The sequence below is a fragment of the Paraburkholderia sp. J69-1 genome (assembly GCF_905220255.1).
Classification (GTDB): domain Bacteria; phylum Pseudomonadota; class Gammaproteobacteria; order Burkholderiales; family Burkholderiaceae; genus Paraburkholderia.
Map to the genome: position 1 here is coordinate 305,504 of NZ_CAJMZG010000010.1, position 15,976 is coordinate 321,479.

A 15,976-nucleotide genomic window follows, 5' to 3' on the forward strand; every position below is an offset into this window, starting at 1 on the left:
GGAAAAACGTGTCGAAGCGCGCCGTCGATCTTATGTGATGGCCGGCGACGCGCTACGGCTTAGTTCGACGGCGCCATGAATGGCGGCGTCGCGAGCGACCCGGTCGGGCCGCCGAACTGATACACCGGATTGTCGAGCATCGGGCCTGCGCGCGTGCCGCTGGCTTCAGCTGCGGCAGCCGCGCGGGCGGCCTTGCTGGCGGCCGGCGGATTGACGATCTTGTTGATATCGGCGAGGCGCTGCTGGGTCGCGCCGCTCGTGTGACCGAGCTTGCTCGCGCGCTGATACGACGCCGATGCGAGACGCAGGTACAGGTCGCCCAGGTTCTCCCATGCGAGCGTGTACGACGGATTCGCCTTGGTGGCCGTTTCCAGTGCGATACGCGCTTCGTCGTAGTGACCGTGCTTCGCGTAGAGCGCCGCAAGGTTGTTGTACGGCTCGGGCAGTTCGGGGTAGCTCTGCGTGAGTTCGGTGAAGGCTTCGATCGCGTCGTCGTCGCGGCCGAGACGCGCGAGGATGGTCGCGCGCTTGAATTTCGCCTGCACGTCGCGCGGGTTCGACTTGATGCGCGCGTCCAGTTGCGTGAGCGCCGTGGCCCAGTTGTGCTGGGCGATGGCGGTGTCGGCGCCGGGCGTGCCGTCGGCCGTCGCGGGGGGCGCCGCAAAGGCGCTGGAAGCGCCGCCGAGAACGAACGCGACACTCGCGAGAGCCGCCATGGCAAAGGTCGCAGCGCGGGGCGCGCGGCCGCTGGAAGATTTCATAGGGTGAGGTCGCGGTGTTATACTCCGAGCCATTCTAACAAAAGGTCCGTGCGTTTTCGTCGCGCGCTTTTGCAGCGCGCTGGTTGAGCACCTGTTACGGTTCGTTGCAGTCCCGATCCAGGCAGTCGGCTCCCGCGAAATGCATGGCTTTCTTTCGCCACTCGTGGTCGTCTCCGCCTGATGACTGATTGAGCGCGACTGTATGCAGCCTCGAGCAATGCGGTGCCATGCACCCACGGGCTGCTGTCGGCGCTGCTGCGGATTTCTTTCGACCCACGTATCCACCGTCTTTATGGAATCACTGCGCATCTACAACACGCTCGCGCGTGACAAGCAAAATTTCGTGCCACTCGAACCCGGCGTCGTACGCATGTACGTCTGCGGCATGACGGTGTACGACTATTGTCACGTTGGCCATGCGCGTGTGATGGTGGTGTTCGATATCGTGCAGCGCTGGCTGCGCACGCTCGGTTACAAGGTGACCTATGTGCGCAACATCACCGACATCGACGACAAGATCATTCGTCGTGCAGTGGAAAACGGCGAAACCATCAAGGCGCTGACCGACCGCTATATCGCGGCGCTGCATGAAGACGCCGACGCGCTGGGCGTGGCGCGCCCCGATCACGAACCGCGCGCGACCCAGTACATTCCGCAGATGCTCGACATGATCGGCACGCTGGAAAAAAACGGCTACGCGTATCAGGGTTCGGACGGCGATGTGAACTACGCGGTGCGCAAGTTCGCGAATTACGGCGCGCTCTCGGGCAAGTCGCTCGAAGACCTGCGCGCGGGCGAACGTGTGGCGGCGAACGATGCCAAGCAGGACCCGCTTGACTTCGTGCTGTGGAAACAGGCAAAACCTCAAGAGCCGGCCGACACGAGCTGGGACTCGCAGTATGGTCGCGGCCGTCCGGGCTGGCACATCGAATGTTCGGCGATGGGCTGCACGCTGCTCGGCGATCATTTCGACATTCATGGCGGCGGTCAGGATCTGCAGTTCCCGCACCATGAGAACGAAATTGCGCAAAGCGAAGGCGCGACCGGCGAGAAGTTCGTCAATTACTGGATGCACAACGGGTTCGTCAATATCGACAACGAGAAGATGTCGAAGTCGCTCGGCAACTTCTTCACGATCCGCGAAGTGCTGGCGAAGTATGACGCCGAAGTGGTGCGCTTTTTCATGGCGCGCGCGCATTACCGTTCGCCGCTGAATTACAGCGATGTGCATCTGGACGACGCGCGTGGCGCGCTCACGCGTCTGTACACCGCGCTCAAGGATGTGACGCCCGATGCGGGCGAGCTCGACTGGAACGAAGCGCATGCGCAGCGTTTCCAGGCAGCGATGAATGACGATTTCAATACGCCTGTGGCCATCTCGGTGCTGTTCGAGCTGGCGACCGAAGTGAACCGCACGCACGACGCGGTGCTGGCGCGCCAGTTGCAGCGCCTTGCGCGCGTGCTCGGCGTGCTCGTGCGCGAACCGCGTGCGTTCCTGCAGCAGGCTGCGGGTGCGCAAGACGCGGGCGCGCTCGACGTGGCGGCGATCGAAGCACAGATCGCTGCGCGCACGGCGGCCAAGCAGGCGAAACAGTATGCCGAGGCGGACCGGATTCGTGCCGAACTGCTCGATGCCGGTGTAGCGCTCGAAGACAAACCGGGCGGATTGACCGAGTGGCGCCGCGTGTGAGCGGGCTGTCCAGTTTCCACTGATCGATTCGCGAGGCAGGAGGCAGGATGGCAACGGCCACGAAGACGCAGGCCAGGCGGTCTGCGTCGCTAACGGGCGCGGCAGGCGACGAAACGAGCCAGGCCGCACGACGTGGGGCGCGCAGTGGCGCGCTCGCGGCGCAGCAGGAAGCCGAAGCCGCGAAAGCGGCCGGCGCGAAGAAGGCCACAGTAAAAACAGGTTCCGCACGCGGCGCAAAGGTGCAGGTGCAGGCCGATGGTGATGCACATGCGCTCAATGGCGCGGCGAAGCCGTCGCGCGCGAAGGCTAACGGCGCCACCATCGACATCGCGCCCGTCGCGCAGACGGAAAGCGCAGGCGATGCGGTGCAGGCTACGGCTGCGCCAGAAGTCGTGCGCCCCGACTACTGGGACAAGGCGTGCGCCGATCTGGTCAAGCGCGACCGCATTCTCAAGAAACTGATTCCGAAGTTCGGCCCCGTTCATCTAATGAGCAGCGACGACCCGTTCGTCACGCTCGCACGTTCGGTGGTCGGTCAGCAGATTTCGACGGCGGCGGCGCAGGCGCTGTGGAAACGCGTGGAAGCCGCGTGTCCGAAGCTCGTGCCGCAGCAGTTCATCAAGCTCGGCCACGAAAAGCTCGCGGCGTGCGGGCTGTCCAAACGCAAGACGGAATACATCCTCGATCTCGCGCAGCACTTCGTGTCCGGTGCGCTCCACGTGGGCAAGTGGACCACGATGGACGACGAAGACGTGATCGCCGAACTCACGGCCATCCGCGGCATCGGCCGCTGGACCGCCGAGATGTTCCTGATCTTCAATCTCGCGCGCCCGAATGTGTTGCCGCTCGACGATCTGGGGCTGATCCAGGCGATCAGCGTCAACTACTTCAGCGGCGAACCCGTCACGCGCAGCGAAGCGCGCGAAGTGGCCGCCAACTGGGAGCCGTGGCGAACCGTCGCAACGTGGTATATGTGGCGCAGCCTCGAACACGCTTGAGAGCAGGGCGCCGGTGCAGGGCTGCGCGATTCGTCAGGCGCAGCGGTTCCGGCCCTTCTTAAACAGCTTACTGTTTCCTCAGAATTTTCCTATCGTTACAAGAAGTCGATAGTTCCGCTCCGATTTCGACGTCGGCTGGCGCGGGTAGAATACGCGCTGCCGCAAAGTGCAAGGATTCCAACACATGAAAACCACGTTTCTGGATTTCGAACAGCCGATCGCTGAACTCGAAGCGAAGATCGAAGAACTGCGCTTCGTTCAGGACGACTCGGCCGTCGATATTTCGGAAGAGATCGATCGCCTGTCGAAGAAGAGCCAGCAGCTCACGAAGGACCTCTACGCAAACCTGAGCCCGTGGCAGGTTTCGCAGATCGCGCGTCATCCGCAACGCCCGTACACGCTCGACTACGTGAACGAGCTGTTCACCGATTTTCACGAACTCCATGGCGACCGTTCGTTCGCCGACGACCTCTCGGTCGTGGGCGGCCTCGCGCGCTTCAATGGCCAGCCGTGCATGATCATCGGCCACCAGAAGGGCCGTGACACGAAGGAGCGCGCTGCGCGTAACTTCGGCATGCCGCGTCCGGAAGGCTATCGCAAGGCCGAACGCCTGATGCGTCTGGCCGAGAAGTTCGGCCTGCCGATCTTCACGTTCGTCGACACGCCGGGCGCGTACCCGGGCATCGGCGCGGAAGAGCGCGGCCAGTCGGAAGCGATCGGCCACAATCTTTACGTGATGGCCGAGCTGAAGACGCCGATCATCACCACGATCATCGGTGAAGGCGGTTCGGGCGGTGCGCTTGCGATCGCCGTCGCCGACACGGTCATGATGCTGCAGTTCTCGACCTATTCGGTGATCTCGCCGGAAGGCTGCGCGTCGATTCTGTGGAAGAGCGCCGCGAAGGCGCCGGACGCAGCCGAAGCGCTGGGCCTCACGGCTCACCGCCTGAAGGCGCTGAACCTGATCGACAAGATCGTCAACGAGCCGCTCGGCGGCGCGCATCGCGATCCGAAGGGGATGGCCGCGCTGCTGCGCCGTGCGCTGTCCGACTCGCTGCGCCAGTTCCAGGGCATGAGCATTGCCGAACTCAAGGAGCGTCGTTTCGAGCGCCTGATGGCTTACGGCAAGTACAAGGAAACGACGCCGGGCGCGTAAGGCGCACGACGTCATCACTGCAGCCGGCGCGCGAGCGCCGTCAACACGTGACTGCCCATTCCGATTCCAACGCCGGGCGCATCCTTCGCGATGCGCTCGGCGTTGTGCTTTCTGCGCTGCCCGACGACGCGCGTATCGCCATTGCGTATAGCGGCGGCCTCGATTCGTCGGTGCTGCTCGATGCGGCGGTGCACGCTGTCGGCGCGGCGCGGCTCGTTGCGCTTCACGTGCATCACGGCCTGAGTCCGAACGCCGATGCGTGGCTTGCGCACTGCAAAGCCACGGCGCTGGCCTATGGCGTGAGCTTCGACGCGCGCTGCGTGAGCGTGGCGCACGACGATCCCGCGGGTGTGGAAGCGGCCGCGCGCGACGCGCGTTATCGTGCGCTCGACGCGATGTGCGCCGCGCACGACGCGCAATCGCTCTGGCTCGCCCAGCACGCCGACGATCAGGCCGAAACCGTGCTGCTGCAATTGCTCCGTGGCGCAGGTCTGGCGGGACTCGCTGCGATGGCGCCGGTGCGATCGGTCGCGGGCGGCGTGCCGCGCGTGCGGCCGCTGCTGGGTTTGTTGCGCGCGCAACTTGAGCGCTATGCGCACACGTACGATCTGCGCTGGATCGAAGACGAATCGAACGCCGATACGCGCTATGCGCGCAACGCATTGCGGCATGACGTGATGCCGGCGCTCTCCGCGCATTTCCCGGGTTTTCGCGAGGCGCTGGCGCGCACGGCCGCGCATGCGGCATCGGCGCAAGGTCTGCTCGACGAACTCGCCCGCATCGATCTTCAGGCCGCGCGCACCGATCATCCCGAAGCGTTGTCCCATGCCGCGCTCATCGCGCTCGACGATACGCGCGCGCTCAATCTGCTGCGTTACTGGATGCGTAGCCTGGCACTGCCCGCCGCTTCCACCGCGCGTCTCGCCGATGTGTTGCGTCAGTTGCGCGCCATTGCCCGCGAAGGCGAAGACCACGCGTTAAGAGTCGATCACGCGGGTCGTACGCTGCGTTGCTATCGCGGCGAGGTGCTTTGGGACGAAGCGCGTGCAGCGTCGGCTTCTGTGCCGGGCGCAGGCGAGGGCGCTAGACGCGAACCCGTGCAACTGAACTGGCGTGGCGAAGAAATCTGGCGTCTGCCGCATTGGCGCGGCACCTATGTGTTCGCGCCCGCCGACGAAAACGACCCGGACGCAGTGCCCGCAGCCGTGCTCCAGCGTGCGCCGCTGGTGGCGCGTGAGCGCGAAGGCGGCGAGCGTCTGCGCGACGAAGCCGCGAACCTGAGTCGCACACTCAAGAACCTGTTCCAGTCGCGCGGCGTGCCTGCGTGGGAGCGCGATGTGCCGCTGCTCTATAGCGGCGACACGTTGCTGTTCGTGCCCCGCATCGGCGTGAACCGGTCGGCGTTTGGCGAAGCGGGTGCCGCGCGACCGCAGACCTGGCGCCGCATCGAATGGCGCGAAGATCTGCAGATCGCCTGAGCTGATTCGGCGTGCGAAGTCTGGAGCGCAGCCGCGCGGCATGATCGGCAAATCCTGCCGATGTTGCGCAAGGCGCGCGCGGCGCTGTTGGTGGAACGCCGCAAATCCTTGCCGCACAAGCCTTTTTGGCTTCCCGTCGGCCAATTTCGTCTTGTAATTTTGACCTCGATCGGGTAGGGTTAGTTGTTTGTCCAGCCCGCTTTTTCGCGTTCACGGACGCCGTCAAAAGCGGCGCACTTCCCTGAAGGCGCGATTTTTCCTTCGAGCGGTATCCGACGATTGCAAGGACGTCGTAGCGGTGTGCGGGCGGAACGCGAACCAGCGTGGCTTCGCGCTTCCGGGGCAAATTCCGCGTGTGCTGCACGCGCCAAGCCGCTGCCGCGGTCCGGTTCCCTGGTCTTCCACGGCCTCACCGTCTCTCCGGCAGCACCGTCTTCGGTGCGCCAGCGCGGTAACATCTCCAGTTCAGAACGACAATGGCACTCATCGTACACAAATACGGCGGCACCTCGATGGGCTCGGTGGAGCGCATCAAGAACGTTGCCAAGCGCGTTGCCAAATGGCACAAGGCCGGCCACAAGATGGTCGTCGTGCCCTCGGCGATGTCCGGCGAAACCAATCGTCTGCTCGGTCTCGCGAAAGAACTTTCGCCGCAGCCGAATCCGCGCGAGCTCGACATGATTGCGTCGACCGGCGAACAGGTGAGCGTCGGTCTGCTCTCGATCGCGCTGCAGGATGCGGGCGTGGACGCCATCAGCTACACCGGCTGGCAAGTGCCCGTCAAAACGGATAGCGCCTTCACCAAAGCGCGCATCAACGACATCGACGGCGAACGCGTGCTGGCCGATCTCGACGCCGGCAAGGTGGTCGTGATCACGGGCTTCCAGGGCATCGACCCCGAAGGCCACATCACCACGCTCGGCCGTGGCGGCTCGGATACCTCGGCAGTCGCGGTGGCGGCTGCACTCAAGGCCGACGAATGTCTGATCTACACCGACGTGGACGGCGTGTACACGACCGACCCGCGCGTGGTGGACGACGCACGGCGCCTCGACCGCATCACTTTCGAAGAGATGCTGGAAATGGCCAGCCTCGGCTCGAAGGTGCTGCAGATCCGCTCGGTCGAATTCGCGGGCAAGTATCAGGTGAAGACGCGTGTGCTCTCCAGCCTGACCGACCCGATGATGGACCTCGACGCGGAAATGAAGTCGGGCACCCTGATCACTTTTGAAGAAGACGAGACCATGGAAAAAGCAGTCATCTCGGGTATCGCGTTCCAGCGCGACGAGGCCCGCATCATCGTGGCCGGCGTGCCCGACAAGCCCGGCATCGCGTATCAGATCCTCGGCCCGGTGGCGGACGCGAACATCGACGTCGACATGATCATCCAGAACCAGAGCGTGGACGGCAAGACCGACTTCACGTTCACGGTGCCGCGCGGCGACTACCAGCGCGCAGTCGACGTGCTCACGAACACCGTGCAGGGTCACGTGAGCGCGGAGAAGGTGCTCGGCGACGCGAAGGTCTCGAAGGTGTCGGTGGTTGGCGTGGGCATGCGTTCGCACGTTGGCGTGGCGAGCAAGATGTTCCGCACGCTGTCGGAAGAGGGCATCAACATCCAGATGATCTCGACGTCGGAAATCAAGATCTCGGTCTTGATCGACGAGAAGTACATGGAGCTCGCCGTGCGCGCGCTGCATAAGGCATTCGAGCTCGAACAGGCTTGATGTGACGGCGGCGTGACGGCCGGCCAGGTCATTCTGGACGCTGTGCGAGAGGGGTTTCGAACTGCTCGACGCACTCGCTAAAAAAAGTTAGCAAAAAAAGCGTCTAATGAATTGACCGATCGGCTTTAACCCGCTATTATCTTGGCTTCGTTGCGCTGCCTCCCTGGCGCCAACGTAGTTTTCGGGAGACGTGGCCGAGAGGTCGAAGGCACTCCCCTGCTAAGGGAGCATCTGGGCCAAAACCTGGATCGAGGGTTCGAATCCCTCCGTCTCCGCCAGTAAAATGGCGGTGGAAACCCCGCAAGTCTCGGCTTGCGGGGTTTTTCTTTTTCCGCGTCCATTTCCTGCGGTTTTCGCGATGCAGATTCTGCGCTTCTGTAGGACTGCGGGACTTTCTCCTTTTTCGAACTGACGAGCGCCGAGCCACGCGTGCAGACGTTTTGCTATCGTCGATCAAGATAGTTCGGCATCCGAATTGAAGCGGTGCGGGCGCGCTTCACGCGCAGATGAGCAGGCGAAATATCCAGGAAGGTCGCTTGTAAGCGGTTCGGCAGGCATATCGCATGCTGTCGTAGGCTTCGGTTGCGTCTTTGCATCTCATCGGCGTCACATCTGCGGACCTGCTCACGGTCGATACGCGAGCGATGCTATTCTCCCGGTCGCCGTCTTGAAAACACCGTGGGTGCAGTGCGCAAACGCTTGCTTTACGAGATGGCATGCGCGCCCGATTGGGCAATTGAGCCGCAACAAGAGGGCAATAAAAGCGGTTTCTGGACAAGCCATCCAGCGATGCGTCGACCCGATGTAACGAGACGTTACCCAGGTGAATGCATCGTGCTTTTGTGCATCAGTTATTACAAAGTTGAAATACGCGGGCTGGGGAGCCTGCGCTATATTGGCTTCAACAAAACATCAACCCCAAAAGGTGAGTCCATGAAGTTCGCTCGTGTTGTTGCAATGCTGCTCGGGGGCTTGGCTATCGGTGCATCGAGCGCGGCCTTCGCTGGCGTGAGCGTCGGTGTCAACATCGGTATTCCGGCCCCGGTTTATGTCGCTCCGCAGCCGGTCTATGCTCCGCCGCCTCCGCCGCCCGTCGTTTATCAGCCTGCGCCGGTGTATGCCGCGCCTGCAGTCGTGATCGGCTGGCACGGCGACCGTTACTGGGATGGCCGCCGCTACTGGGGCCGTGACGACTGGTATCGCCATCACGGCGGTGGTTACGGCCCGGGCCGTGGCCATGGTTGGGACCACGGTGGCCCGCCGCCGGGACATTGGCGCTAAGCCGATCAGAATTGAAAAAGCCGCTTTTCGAAGCGGCTTTTTTGTTTTCCGATGCCGTTGCGTGTGCAACGAATTTGGTTTTGCTTCTTTCTGCTAGTCGCACAGATGCGCCATGCCGCCCACCACGGCATTGAATCCTGCATCGACGTGCACGATCTCGGCCGTTACGCCGCCTGCAAGATCGGAAAGCAGGAATGCGGCTGTATTGCCGACCTGTTCGATCGTCACATTGCGTTGCAACGGCGCATTGTGTTCGACGAAATCGAGAATCTTCCCGAAGCTCTTGATCCCGCTGGCGGCAAGCGTCTTGATCGGGCCGGCCGAAATGCCGTTCACACGCACGCCTTGCGCGCCCAGCGAGACTGCGAGATAACGCACGCTCGCTTCGAGCGAGGCTTTGGCGAGCCCCATCGTGTTGTAGTTCGGAATCGCGCGCTCCGCTCCGAGGTAGGTGAGCGTGAGCAGCGCGGCGTTATTCGCGAGCATTGGCTGCGCGGCTTTGGCGAGTGCGGGGAAGCTATAAGCGGAGATATCGTGCGCGATGCGGAAGTTCTCGCGCGTCATGCCTTCGAGAAAGTCGCCGGCAATCGCTTCGCGTGGCGCGAAGCCGATCGAATGCACCAGGCCGTCGAGCGTGTCCCAATGCTGTTTGAGATCGGCAAACAGCGCGTCGATCTGCGCATCGTCGGCGACGTCGCAAGGGAAAATCAGATCGCTGTCGAACTCTCGCGCGAATTCCGTGATGCGCTCCTTGAAGCGCTCGCCTACATACGTGAACGCCAGTTCCGCGCCTTCGCGCCTGCAAGCCTGCGCGATGCCATAGGCGATTGACCGGTTCGACAACAGGCCGGTCAGCAGGATACGTTTGCCAGCGAGAAAGCCCATGATTGCTCCTGATCGGAAACGATACATTCGGGACATCGCGCGCCGGGTAGGGCGCAGCCGTGCGGTTTGGGTAAAATTCTCTCACACTAGACCTGGCACCCCGGACACCCACCGATCTATGACGACAGGAACGCGAGGCAGGACCGCGCAGGCGGCGCAACGAGCAACGAGTCCTGCCTGGTGGCGGCGCGCAGCGTCGGTCCAGCGGGCGCTGCTCGCCATGAGCGCGGCATGTGCGCTGTGCTGGATCACGATGCCCGCCGCGCACGCGGTCTACGCGATCGCGCAATACGGCGAGCCGAAATATCCGGCCGATTTCAAGCACTTCGATTACGTGAACCCGGACGCGCCCAAAGGCGGCACGCTGGTACTCGCGAATCCTGACCGCTCGACGAGCTTCGACAAGTTCAATCCGTTCACCTTGCGTGGCAATGTCGCGCCGGGCATCGGCATGCTGTTCGAGAGCCTGACGACCGGCAGCATGGACGAAGTGGCGTCCGCCTACGGCCTGCTTGCCGACGATATCGACGTCGCGCCCGATCGTCTTTCGGTCACGTTCCATATCAATCCGCGCGCGCGCTTTTCGAATGGCGATGCCGTCACCGCCGCCGACGTGAAGTTCTCGCTCGACACGCTCAAGAGCCGCCAGGCCGCGCCGTCGATGCAGGCTTACTACAGCGATATCGTGCGCGCCGTGGTGGTCGATCCGGCTACGATCCGCTTCGAGTTTCGCACCAACAATCGCGAGTTGCCGCTGATCGCGGGCGGCCTGCCGGTGTTTTCGCACAAGTGGGGACTGCGAGCCGATGGCACGCGTATCGCGTTCGATCAACTCGCGTTCGAGGAGCCGATCGGCAGCGGGCCGTATGTGATCGACCGTTATTCGAACGGCCGCACGATCACCTATAAGCGCGATGCGAACTACTGGGGCAAGGATCTGCCCGTGCGCGTGGGCCAGAATAACTTCGAACGCATCGTCTACAAGCTCTATTCCGATGATGTCGCGCGGCTCGAAGCGTTCAAGGCAGGCGAATACGACGCGCTGGTCGAATACGTCGCACGCAACTGGGTGCGTCGCGATATCGGCAAGAAGTTCGATAGCGGCGAACTGGTGAAGCACGAGTTTCCACAACATAACGGCACCGGCATGCAGGGCTACGTCATCAACCTGCGCAAGCCGCAGTTGCAGGACGTGCGTGTGCGCCAGGCGCTCGATCTCGCGCTCGATTTCCAGTGGCTCAATCGCATGCTGTTTTATAGCCAGTATCGGCGGATCGATAGCTGGTTTGTGAATACCGATCTGCAGGCCAAAGGCACGCCTTCGCCAGGCGAGATGGCGCTGCTCGAACCGTTGCGCAAGCAACTGGACCCGGCCGTGTTCGGGCCGCCGCCTGCGCAGCCGGATACGAATGCGCCGGGATCGCTGCGCGCGAATCTGCTCAAGGCGCGCGCGCTGCTGGCCGATGCAGGCTGGACCTATCGCGACGGCGCGCTGCGTAACGCCAAAGGCGAGCCGTTCGTGATCGAAGTGCTCGACGATACGGCGGCGTCTGCGCAATGGGCGCCGATCATGGCGCAGTACACGCAGGCGCTGGCGCGTCTGGGTATCCGCGTGAACTATCGGTCGGTGGATTTCGCGCTGTACCAGAAGCGCCTCGACGACTTCGACTTCGATCTCACCACCATCAAATTTCCCGACGTGCAGGTGCCCGGCGCGGAGCAGCTCGACCGCTTCGGCAGCAAGGCCGCGGGCGAATCGGGCTCGGGCAATCTGATCGGGCTGAAGTCGCCGGCCGTGGACGCGATCATCAAGGCGTTGATGCAGGCGCAGACCCGCGAGCAGTTGCTCGACGCCACGCACGCGCTCGACCGGGTGCTGATGCACGGCTACTATGTGGTGCCGCAGTGGTACAGCGCGACGCATCGGGTGGCCTATAAAAACACGCTCGCGTATCCGGCGACGTTGCCGCTGTACTATGGCGCGGTCGACTGGATCATCTCGACGTGGTGGCGCAAGCCAGCACAGCCATCGCCACAGCCGGCGCAGCACTGATCATCTTCGAAGCGAGCACAGAATCATGTGGAGCTACATCGTCAAACGCCTGCTGCTGATGATCCCGACGCTGCTCGGCGTACTCACGCTGACTTTCGCCGTGATCCAGTTCGTGCCGGGCGGCCCTGTCGAACAGGCGGTGCGCGATCTGCGCCGCGGCGCGGAGCAGGGCATGCCATTCGGCATGCGCGCGCATTCGGGCGTGGACGCGCAACAGATCGCGCAACTCAAGCAGCTCTATGGTTTCGATAAACCGCCGCTGCAACGCTATTTCCTGATGCTCGGCCGCTTCGCGCGCTTCGATCTCGGGCAGAGCTATTTCCATCATCAGAGCGTGTGGTCGCTGGTGGTGTCGAAGCTGCCGGTGTCGATCAGCATCGGCTTGTGGACCTTCTTTCTGACCTATCTGATATCGGTGCCGTTGGGGATCGCCAAGGCGGTGCGCAACGGCTCGCGCTTCGATCTCGTCACGAGTCTGGTCGTGCTGATCGGCTACGCGATTCCGGGCTTTGTGCTGGGCGTGCTGCTGCTCGTGCTGTTCGGCGGCGGCACTTTCCTGCAACTGTTCCCGCTGCGCAATCTCACTTCCGATGACTGGGACACGCTTTCGCTCGGCGGCAAGATCCTCGATTACCTCTGGCACATCGCGCTGCCGGTGACGGCTTCGGTCGTCGGCAGTTTCGCCGTGACGACGATGCTCACCAAGAACGCCTTCCTCGAAGAGATTCGCCGCCAGTACGTGCTGACCGCGCGCGCGAAGGGATTGTCCGAGCGCACCGTGCTCTGGAAGCACGTGTTCCGCAATGCCTTGCTGCCGCTCGTGGTGGGTTTTCCCGCGGCGTTTATCGGCGCGTTCTTTACGGGCAGTCTGCTGATCGAAACGCTGTTTTCGCTCGATGGCCTGGGTCTGCTGTCGTACGAGTCGGTGGTGCGGCGCGACTATCCGGTCGTGCTGGGCACGCTGTATCTGTTTACGCTGATCGGCCTGCTGACCAAGCTGATTTCCGATCTTTGCTATGTGTGGGTCGATCCCCGCATCCAATTCGAACAACTGGAGCGCTGAGTTGAACCGAGTCCGCACCGGCGCCGAACCCGACCTGCGTACCGAAAGCGTGCGCGCCTTCAAATCGCCCACGCCCGCGCGGCGCGTCTGGCTGCGCTTCAAGCAGCAACGGCTGGGCTACTGGAGCCTGATTATCTTTATCGTCGCGTTTGCGGCGAGTCTGGCCGGCCCGCTTTGGTGCAACGACAAGCCGATTGTCGTGCGCTACGAAGGCCATCTGTATTTCCCGCTTTTCAAGGACTATCCGGAAACGGCCTTCGGCGGCGATTTCCCCACGCCCGCCGATTATCTCGATCCGTATATCCGCCATCGCTTCGACGCGCCCGGCAACTTCGCGCTCTATCCGCCGAATCCGTACTACTACGACACGCTCAACTACTTCTCGAAGGTGCCGAACCCCGCGCCGCCGTCGCGCCAGAACTGGCTCGGCACCGATGCGAGCGGGCGCGATCTGTTCGCGCGGCTGCTGTATGGCTTCAAGGTGTCGGTGGAATTCGGCCTCGTGCTCACGGCGATCGGCACCTTCCTCGGTGTGCTGGCGGGCGCGTTTCAGGGTTACTTCGGCGGGCGCATCGATATCGTCGGGCAGCGCCTGATCGAAATATGGAGCGCGTTGCCGGAGCTGTATCTGCTGATCATTTTCGCGTCGATTTTCGAGCCGGGTTTTATTCTGCTGATCGTGCTGCTGTCGCTGTTCGGCTGGATCGGCTTGTCCGATTACGTGCGCGCCGAATTTCTGCGCAATCGCAATCAGGACTATGTGATCGCCGCGCGCGCGATGGGGCTGTCGAACTGGCAGATCATCTGGCGTCACGTGCTGCCGAACAGTCTCACGCCCGTCATCACGTTCCTGCCGTTTCGCATGAGCGGATCGATTCTCGCGCTCACGAGCCTCGATTTTCTGGGGCTGGGCGTGCCGCCGCCTACGCCGAGCCTTGGCGAACTGCTCGCGCAGGGCAAGGGCAATCTGGACGCCTGGTGGATTTCGATGTCGACGTTCGGCGTGCTGGTCGTCACGCTGCTGCTGCTGACCTTCATGGGCGATGCGCTGCGCAACGCGCTCGACACGCGCATCTCCGACGCCATGAAAGCCGGAGGCAATCAATGAGCGCGTTGCCTGAAACGATCGACGCGCCGCTGCTGTCGATCGAACATTTGAGCGTGCGCTTTGGCGACACGCTTGCCGTCGACGATATCGCGCTGGCGATTGGCCGTGGCGAGCGGGTGGCGCTGGTGGGCGAATCGGGTTCCGGCAAGACCGTGACGGCGCTGGCGATCCTGCGCCTTTTGAGCGATGCGCGCATCGAAGGCGCGATTCGCCTCGACGGCGACGATCTGCTCGCGAAAAGCGAGCGCGCGATGCGCGGCCTGCGCGGCAACGACATCGCCATGATCTTTCAGGAGCCGATGACGGCGCTCAATCCGCTGTACACGATCGGCGAGCAGATTGCCGAAACCATCGTGCTGCACGACGGCGTGACGAAAAAGGCGGCCTACGAGCAGGCGGTCGGGCTACTGGAGCGCACCGGGATTCCCGAGCCGCGCCGGCGCATTTTCAGCTATCCGCATCAGCTTTCGGGCGGGCAGCGGCAGCGCGTGATGATCGCGATGGCGCTGGCGTGCCGTCCGCGCCTGTTGCTGGCGGACGAGCCCACCACGGCGCTCGACGTGACGATACGCGGCCAGATCGTCGATCTGCTGCTCGAACTGCAGCGCGAGGAAGCCGCGCGGCGCGGCATGTCCGTGCTGCTGATCACGCACGATCTGAACCTCGTGCGCCGCTTCGCGCAGCGCGTGGCCGTGATGGAGAAGGGCAGGCTGGTGGAGACCGGCACGGTCGAGCAGATTTTCGAGGCGCCGCAGCACCCGTACACGCAGCGGCTGATCGCCAGCCGCCCCGAGCGCAACGTGCTGCCGGTGTTGCCGATCGCGCCCGTGCTGCTCGAAGCGAAAGACGTGAGCGTCGATTTCGCGACGAAGCTGCCGGGCTTCAAGGGCTGGTGGACGCGTGGTCGTTTTCGCGCGGTCAACGACGCGAGCATTTCGGTGCGCCAGGGCGAGACGCTGGGTATCGTCGGTGAATCGGGGTCGGGCAAATCGACGCTGGCGATGGCCTTGTTGGGTCTGCAACGAACCGCGGGCGGCGCCGTGGACTTCCAGGGGCGCGCGCTCGCGAGTTATCAGGGCCGTGACAAGCTGGGTCTGCGCGCCCATCTGCAGGTGGTCTTTCAGGACCCGTTCAGTTCGCTTTCGCCGCGTCAGACCATCGAGCGCATCGTAGGGGAGGGGCTTGCGCTGCATCGGCCCGACCTGTCCGCCGACGAAAGGCGCAAGCGCATTGTTGCGGTGCTGCGTGAAGTGGGTCTCGACCGCACGGCGCTGCAACGTTATCCGCACGAATTTTCCGGCGGCCAGCGCCAGCGCATTGCCATCGCGCGCACGCTGGTGCTGGAGCCGCGCGTAATCGTGCTCGACGAACCGACCAGCGCGCTCGACGTGTCGATCCAGCAGCAGGTCTTGCGATTGTTGACGGATCTGCAATGCAAGTACAACCTGGGCTACGTGTTTATCAGCCACGACCTGGCGGTGATCGGGGCAATGGCGCACCGTGTTGCCGTCATGCAGAACGGCGCCATCGTCGAAGCCGGAGATGTAACAAAAATCTTTGACGACCCCACGCATCCTTACACGCGAAAGTTGCTGAAAGCCGCCTTCGACCGTTGAACCTTCGAGGAACTTTAGAGGGATTTTTGGTGAAATTCACCAATGAGGTGCGCGTCGCGATTGTATTTTTCTATTTGTTTTGACACACAAATACTATCTGGCTAGTATCGTCCAAACTTTTCTTCTAACTCCCTGATTTACGGGCAATTTCTACCGACCC

Annotated in this window: 12 protein-coding genes and 1 tRNA gene; 11 read left to right on the forward strand and 2 right to left on the reverse strand. The window is 62.9% G+C overall.

Translation table 11 applies throughout. From position 1 onward, the window contains the following. Window positions 1-59 precede the first annotated feature (59 nt). Window positions 60-761, reverse strand: coding sequence for a tetratricopeptide repeat protein (locus U5A67_RS20550; RefSeq protein ID WP_205981789.1), 702 nt, complete (start codon window positions 759-761; stop codon window positions 60-62). Window positions 762-1,053: 292 nt separating this feature from the next. On the opposite strand from U5A67_RS20550, the gene cysS reads away from it, so the two are divergent. From cysS to U5A67_RS20585, 7 genes are all read left to right on the forward strand, one after another. Further along, a complete protein-coding gene (gene cysS, locus U5A67_RS20555; protein WP_205981788.1) occupies window positions 1,054-2,451 on the forward strand; it encodes a cysteine--tRNA ligase in 1,398 nt (465 codons plus the stop codon). A 47-nt stretch (window positions 2,452-2,498) separates the two neighbouring features. Beyond that, window positions 2,499-3,449 (forward strand): DNA-3-methyladenine glycosylase, encoded by a 951-nt coding sequence (locus U5A67_RS20560; protein ID WP_321814495.1) that lies wholly within the window; start codon window positions 2,499-2,501, stop codon window positions 3,447-3,449. A gap of 184 nt (window positions 3,450-3,633) precedes the next feature. After that, window positions 3,634-4,605: an acetyl-CoA carboxylase carboxyltransferase subunit alpha gene (locus U5A67_RS20565; RefSeq protein WP_205981786.1), complete on the forward strand. Its 972-nt coding sequence runs from the start codon at window positions 3,634-3,636 to the stop codon at window positions 4,603-4,605. Window positions 4,606-4,652: 47 nt separating this feature from the next. Continuing rightward, complete coding sequence (gene tilS, locus U5A67_RS20570; protein WP_321814494.1) at window positions 4,653-6,083, forward strand: tRNA lysidine(34) synthetase TilS; 1,431 nt, start codon at window positions 4,653-4,655, stop codon at window positions 6,081-6,083. Between the two features lie 476 nt (window positions 6,084-6,559). Further along, window positions 6,560-7,810 carry an aspartate kinase gene (locus tag U5A67_RS20575; RefSeq protein ID WP_205981784.1) on the forward strand — a complete coding sequence of 417 codons (1,251 nt, stop codon included), beginning with the start codon at window positions 6,560-6,562 and terminating at the stop codon, window positions 7,808-7,810. Between the two features lie 184 nt (window positions 7,811-7,994). After that, a tRNA-Ser gene (locus U5A67_RS20580) sits at window positions 7,995-8,088 on the forward strand. 655 nt (window positions 8,089-8,743) lie between these two features. Then, window positions 8,744-9,091 carry a hypothetical protein gene (locus U5A67_RS20585; RefSeq protein WP_205981783.1) on the forward strand — a complete coding sequence of 116 codons (348 nt, stop codon included), beginning with the start codon at window positions 8,744-8,746 and terminating at the stop codon, window positions 9,089-9,091. Window positions 9,092-9,184: 93 nt separating this feature from the next. Here U5A67_RS20585 and fabI read toward each other — a convergent pair whose 3' ends face one another. After that, on the reverse strand, window positions 9,185-9,976 hold the full coding sequence (gene fabI / locus U5A67_RS20590; RefSeq protein WP_321814493.1) for an enoyl-ACP reductase FabI: 792 nt from the start codon (window positions 9,974-9,976) through the stop codon (window positions 9,185-9,187). A gap of 220 nt (window positions 9,977-10,196) precedes the next feature. Between fabI and U5A67_RS20595 the strand changes: the two genes are divergently transcribed. From U5A67_RS20595 to U5A67_RS20610, 4 genes are read left to right on the forward strand one after another with little or no spacing between them, the layout of a single operon-like run. Beyond that, window positions 10,197-12,029 (forward strand): extracellular solute-binding protein, encoded by a 1,833-nt coding sequence (locus U5A67_RS20595; RefSeq protein ID WP_241023224.1) that lies wholly within the window; start codon window positions 10,197-10,199, stop codon window positions 12,027-12,029. 25 nt (window positions 12,030-12,054) lie between these two features. Continuing rightward, on the forward strand, window positions 12,055-13,092 hold the full coding sequence (locus tag U5A67_RS20600) for a microcin C ABC transporter permease YejB (RefSeq protein ID WP_205981780.1): 1,038 nt from the start codon (window positions 12,055-12,057) through the stop codon (window positions 13,090-13,092). Next, entirely contained in the window at window positions 13,046-14,200 is a 1,155-nt protein-coding gene (locus U5A67_RS20605) for an ABC transporter permease (RefSeq protein ID WP_415767879.1), read from the forward strand. Before U5A67_RS20600 ends, U5A67_RS20605 begins: the two co-directional genes overlap by 47 nt. Next, a complete protein-coding gene (locus tag U5A67_RS20610; RefSeq protein WP_321814492.1) occupies window positions 14,197-15,816 on the forward strand; it encodes a dipeptide ABC transporter ATP-binding protein in 1,620 nt (539 codons plus the stop codon). The genes U5A67_RS20605 and U5A67_RS20610 overlap by 4 nt, the downstream gene beginning before the upstream one ends. The last annotated feature ends 160 nt before the right edge of the window (window positions 15,817-15,976 follow it).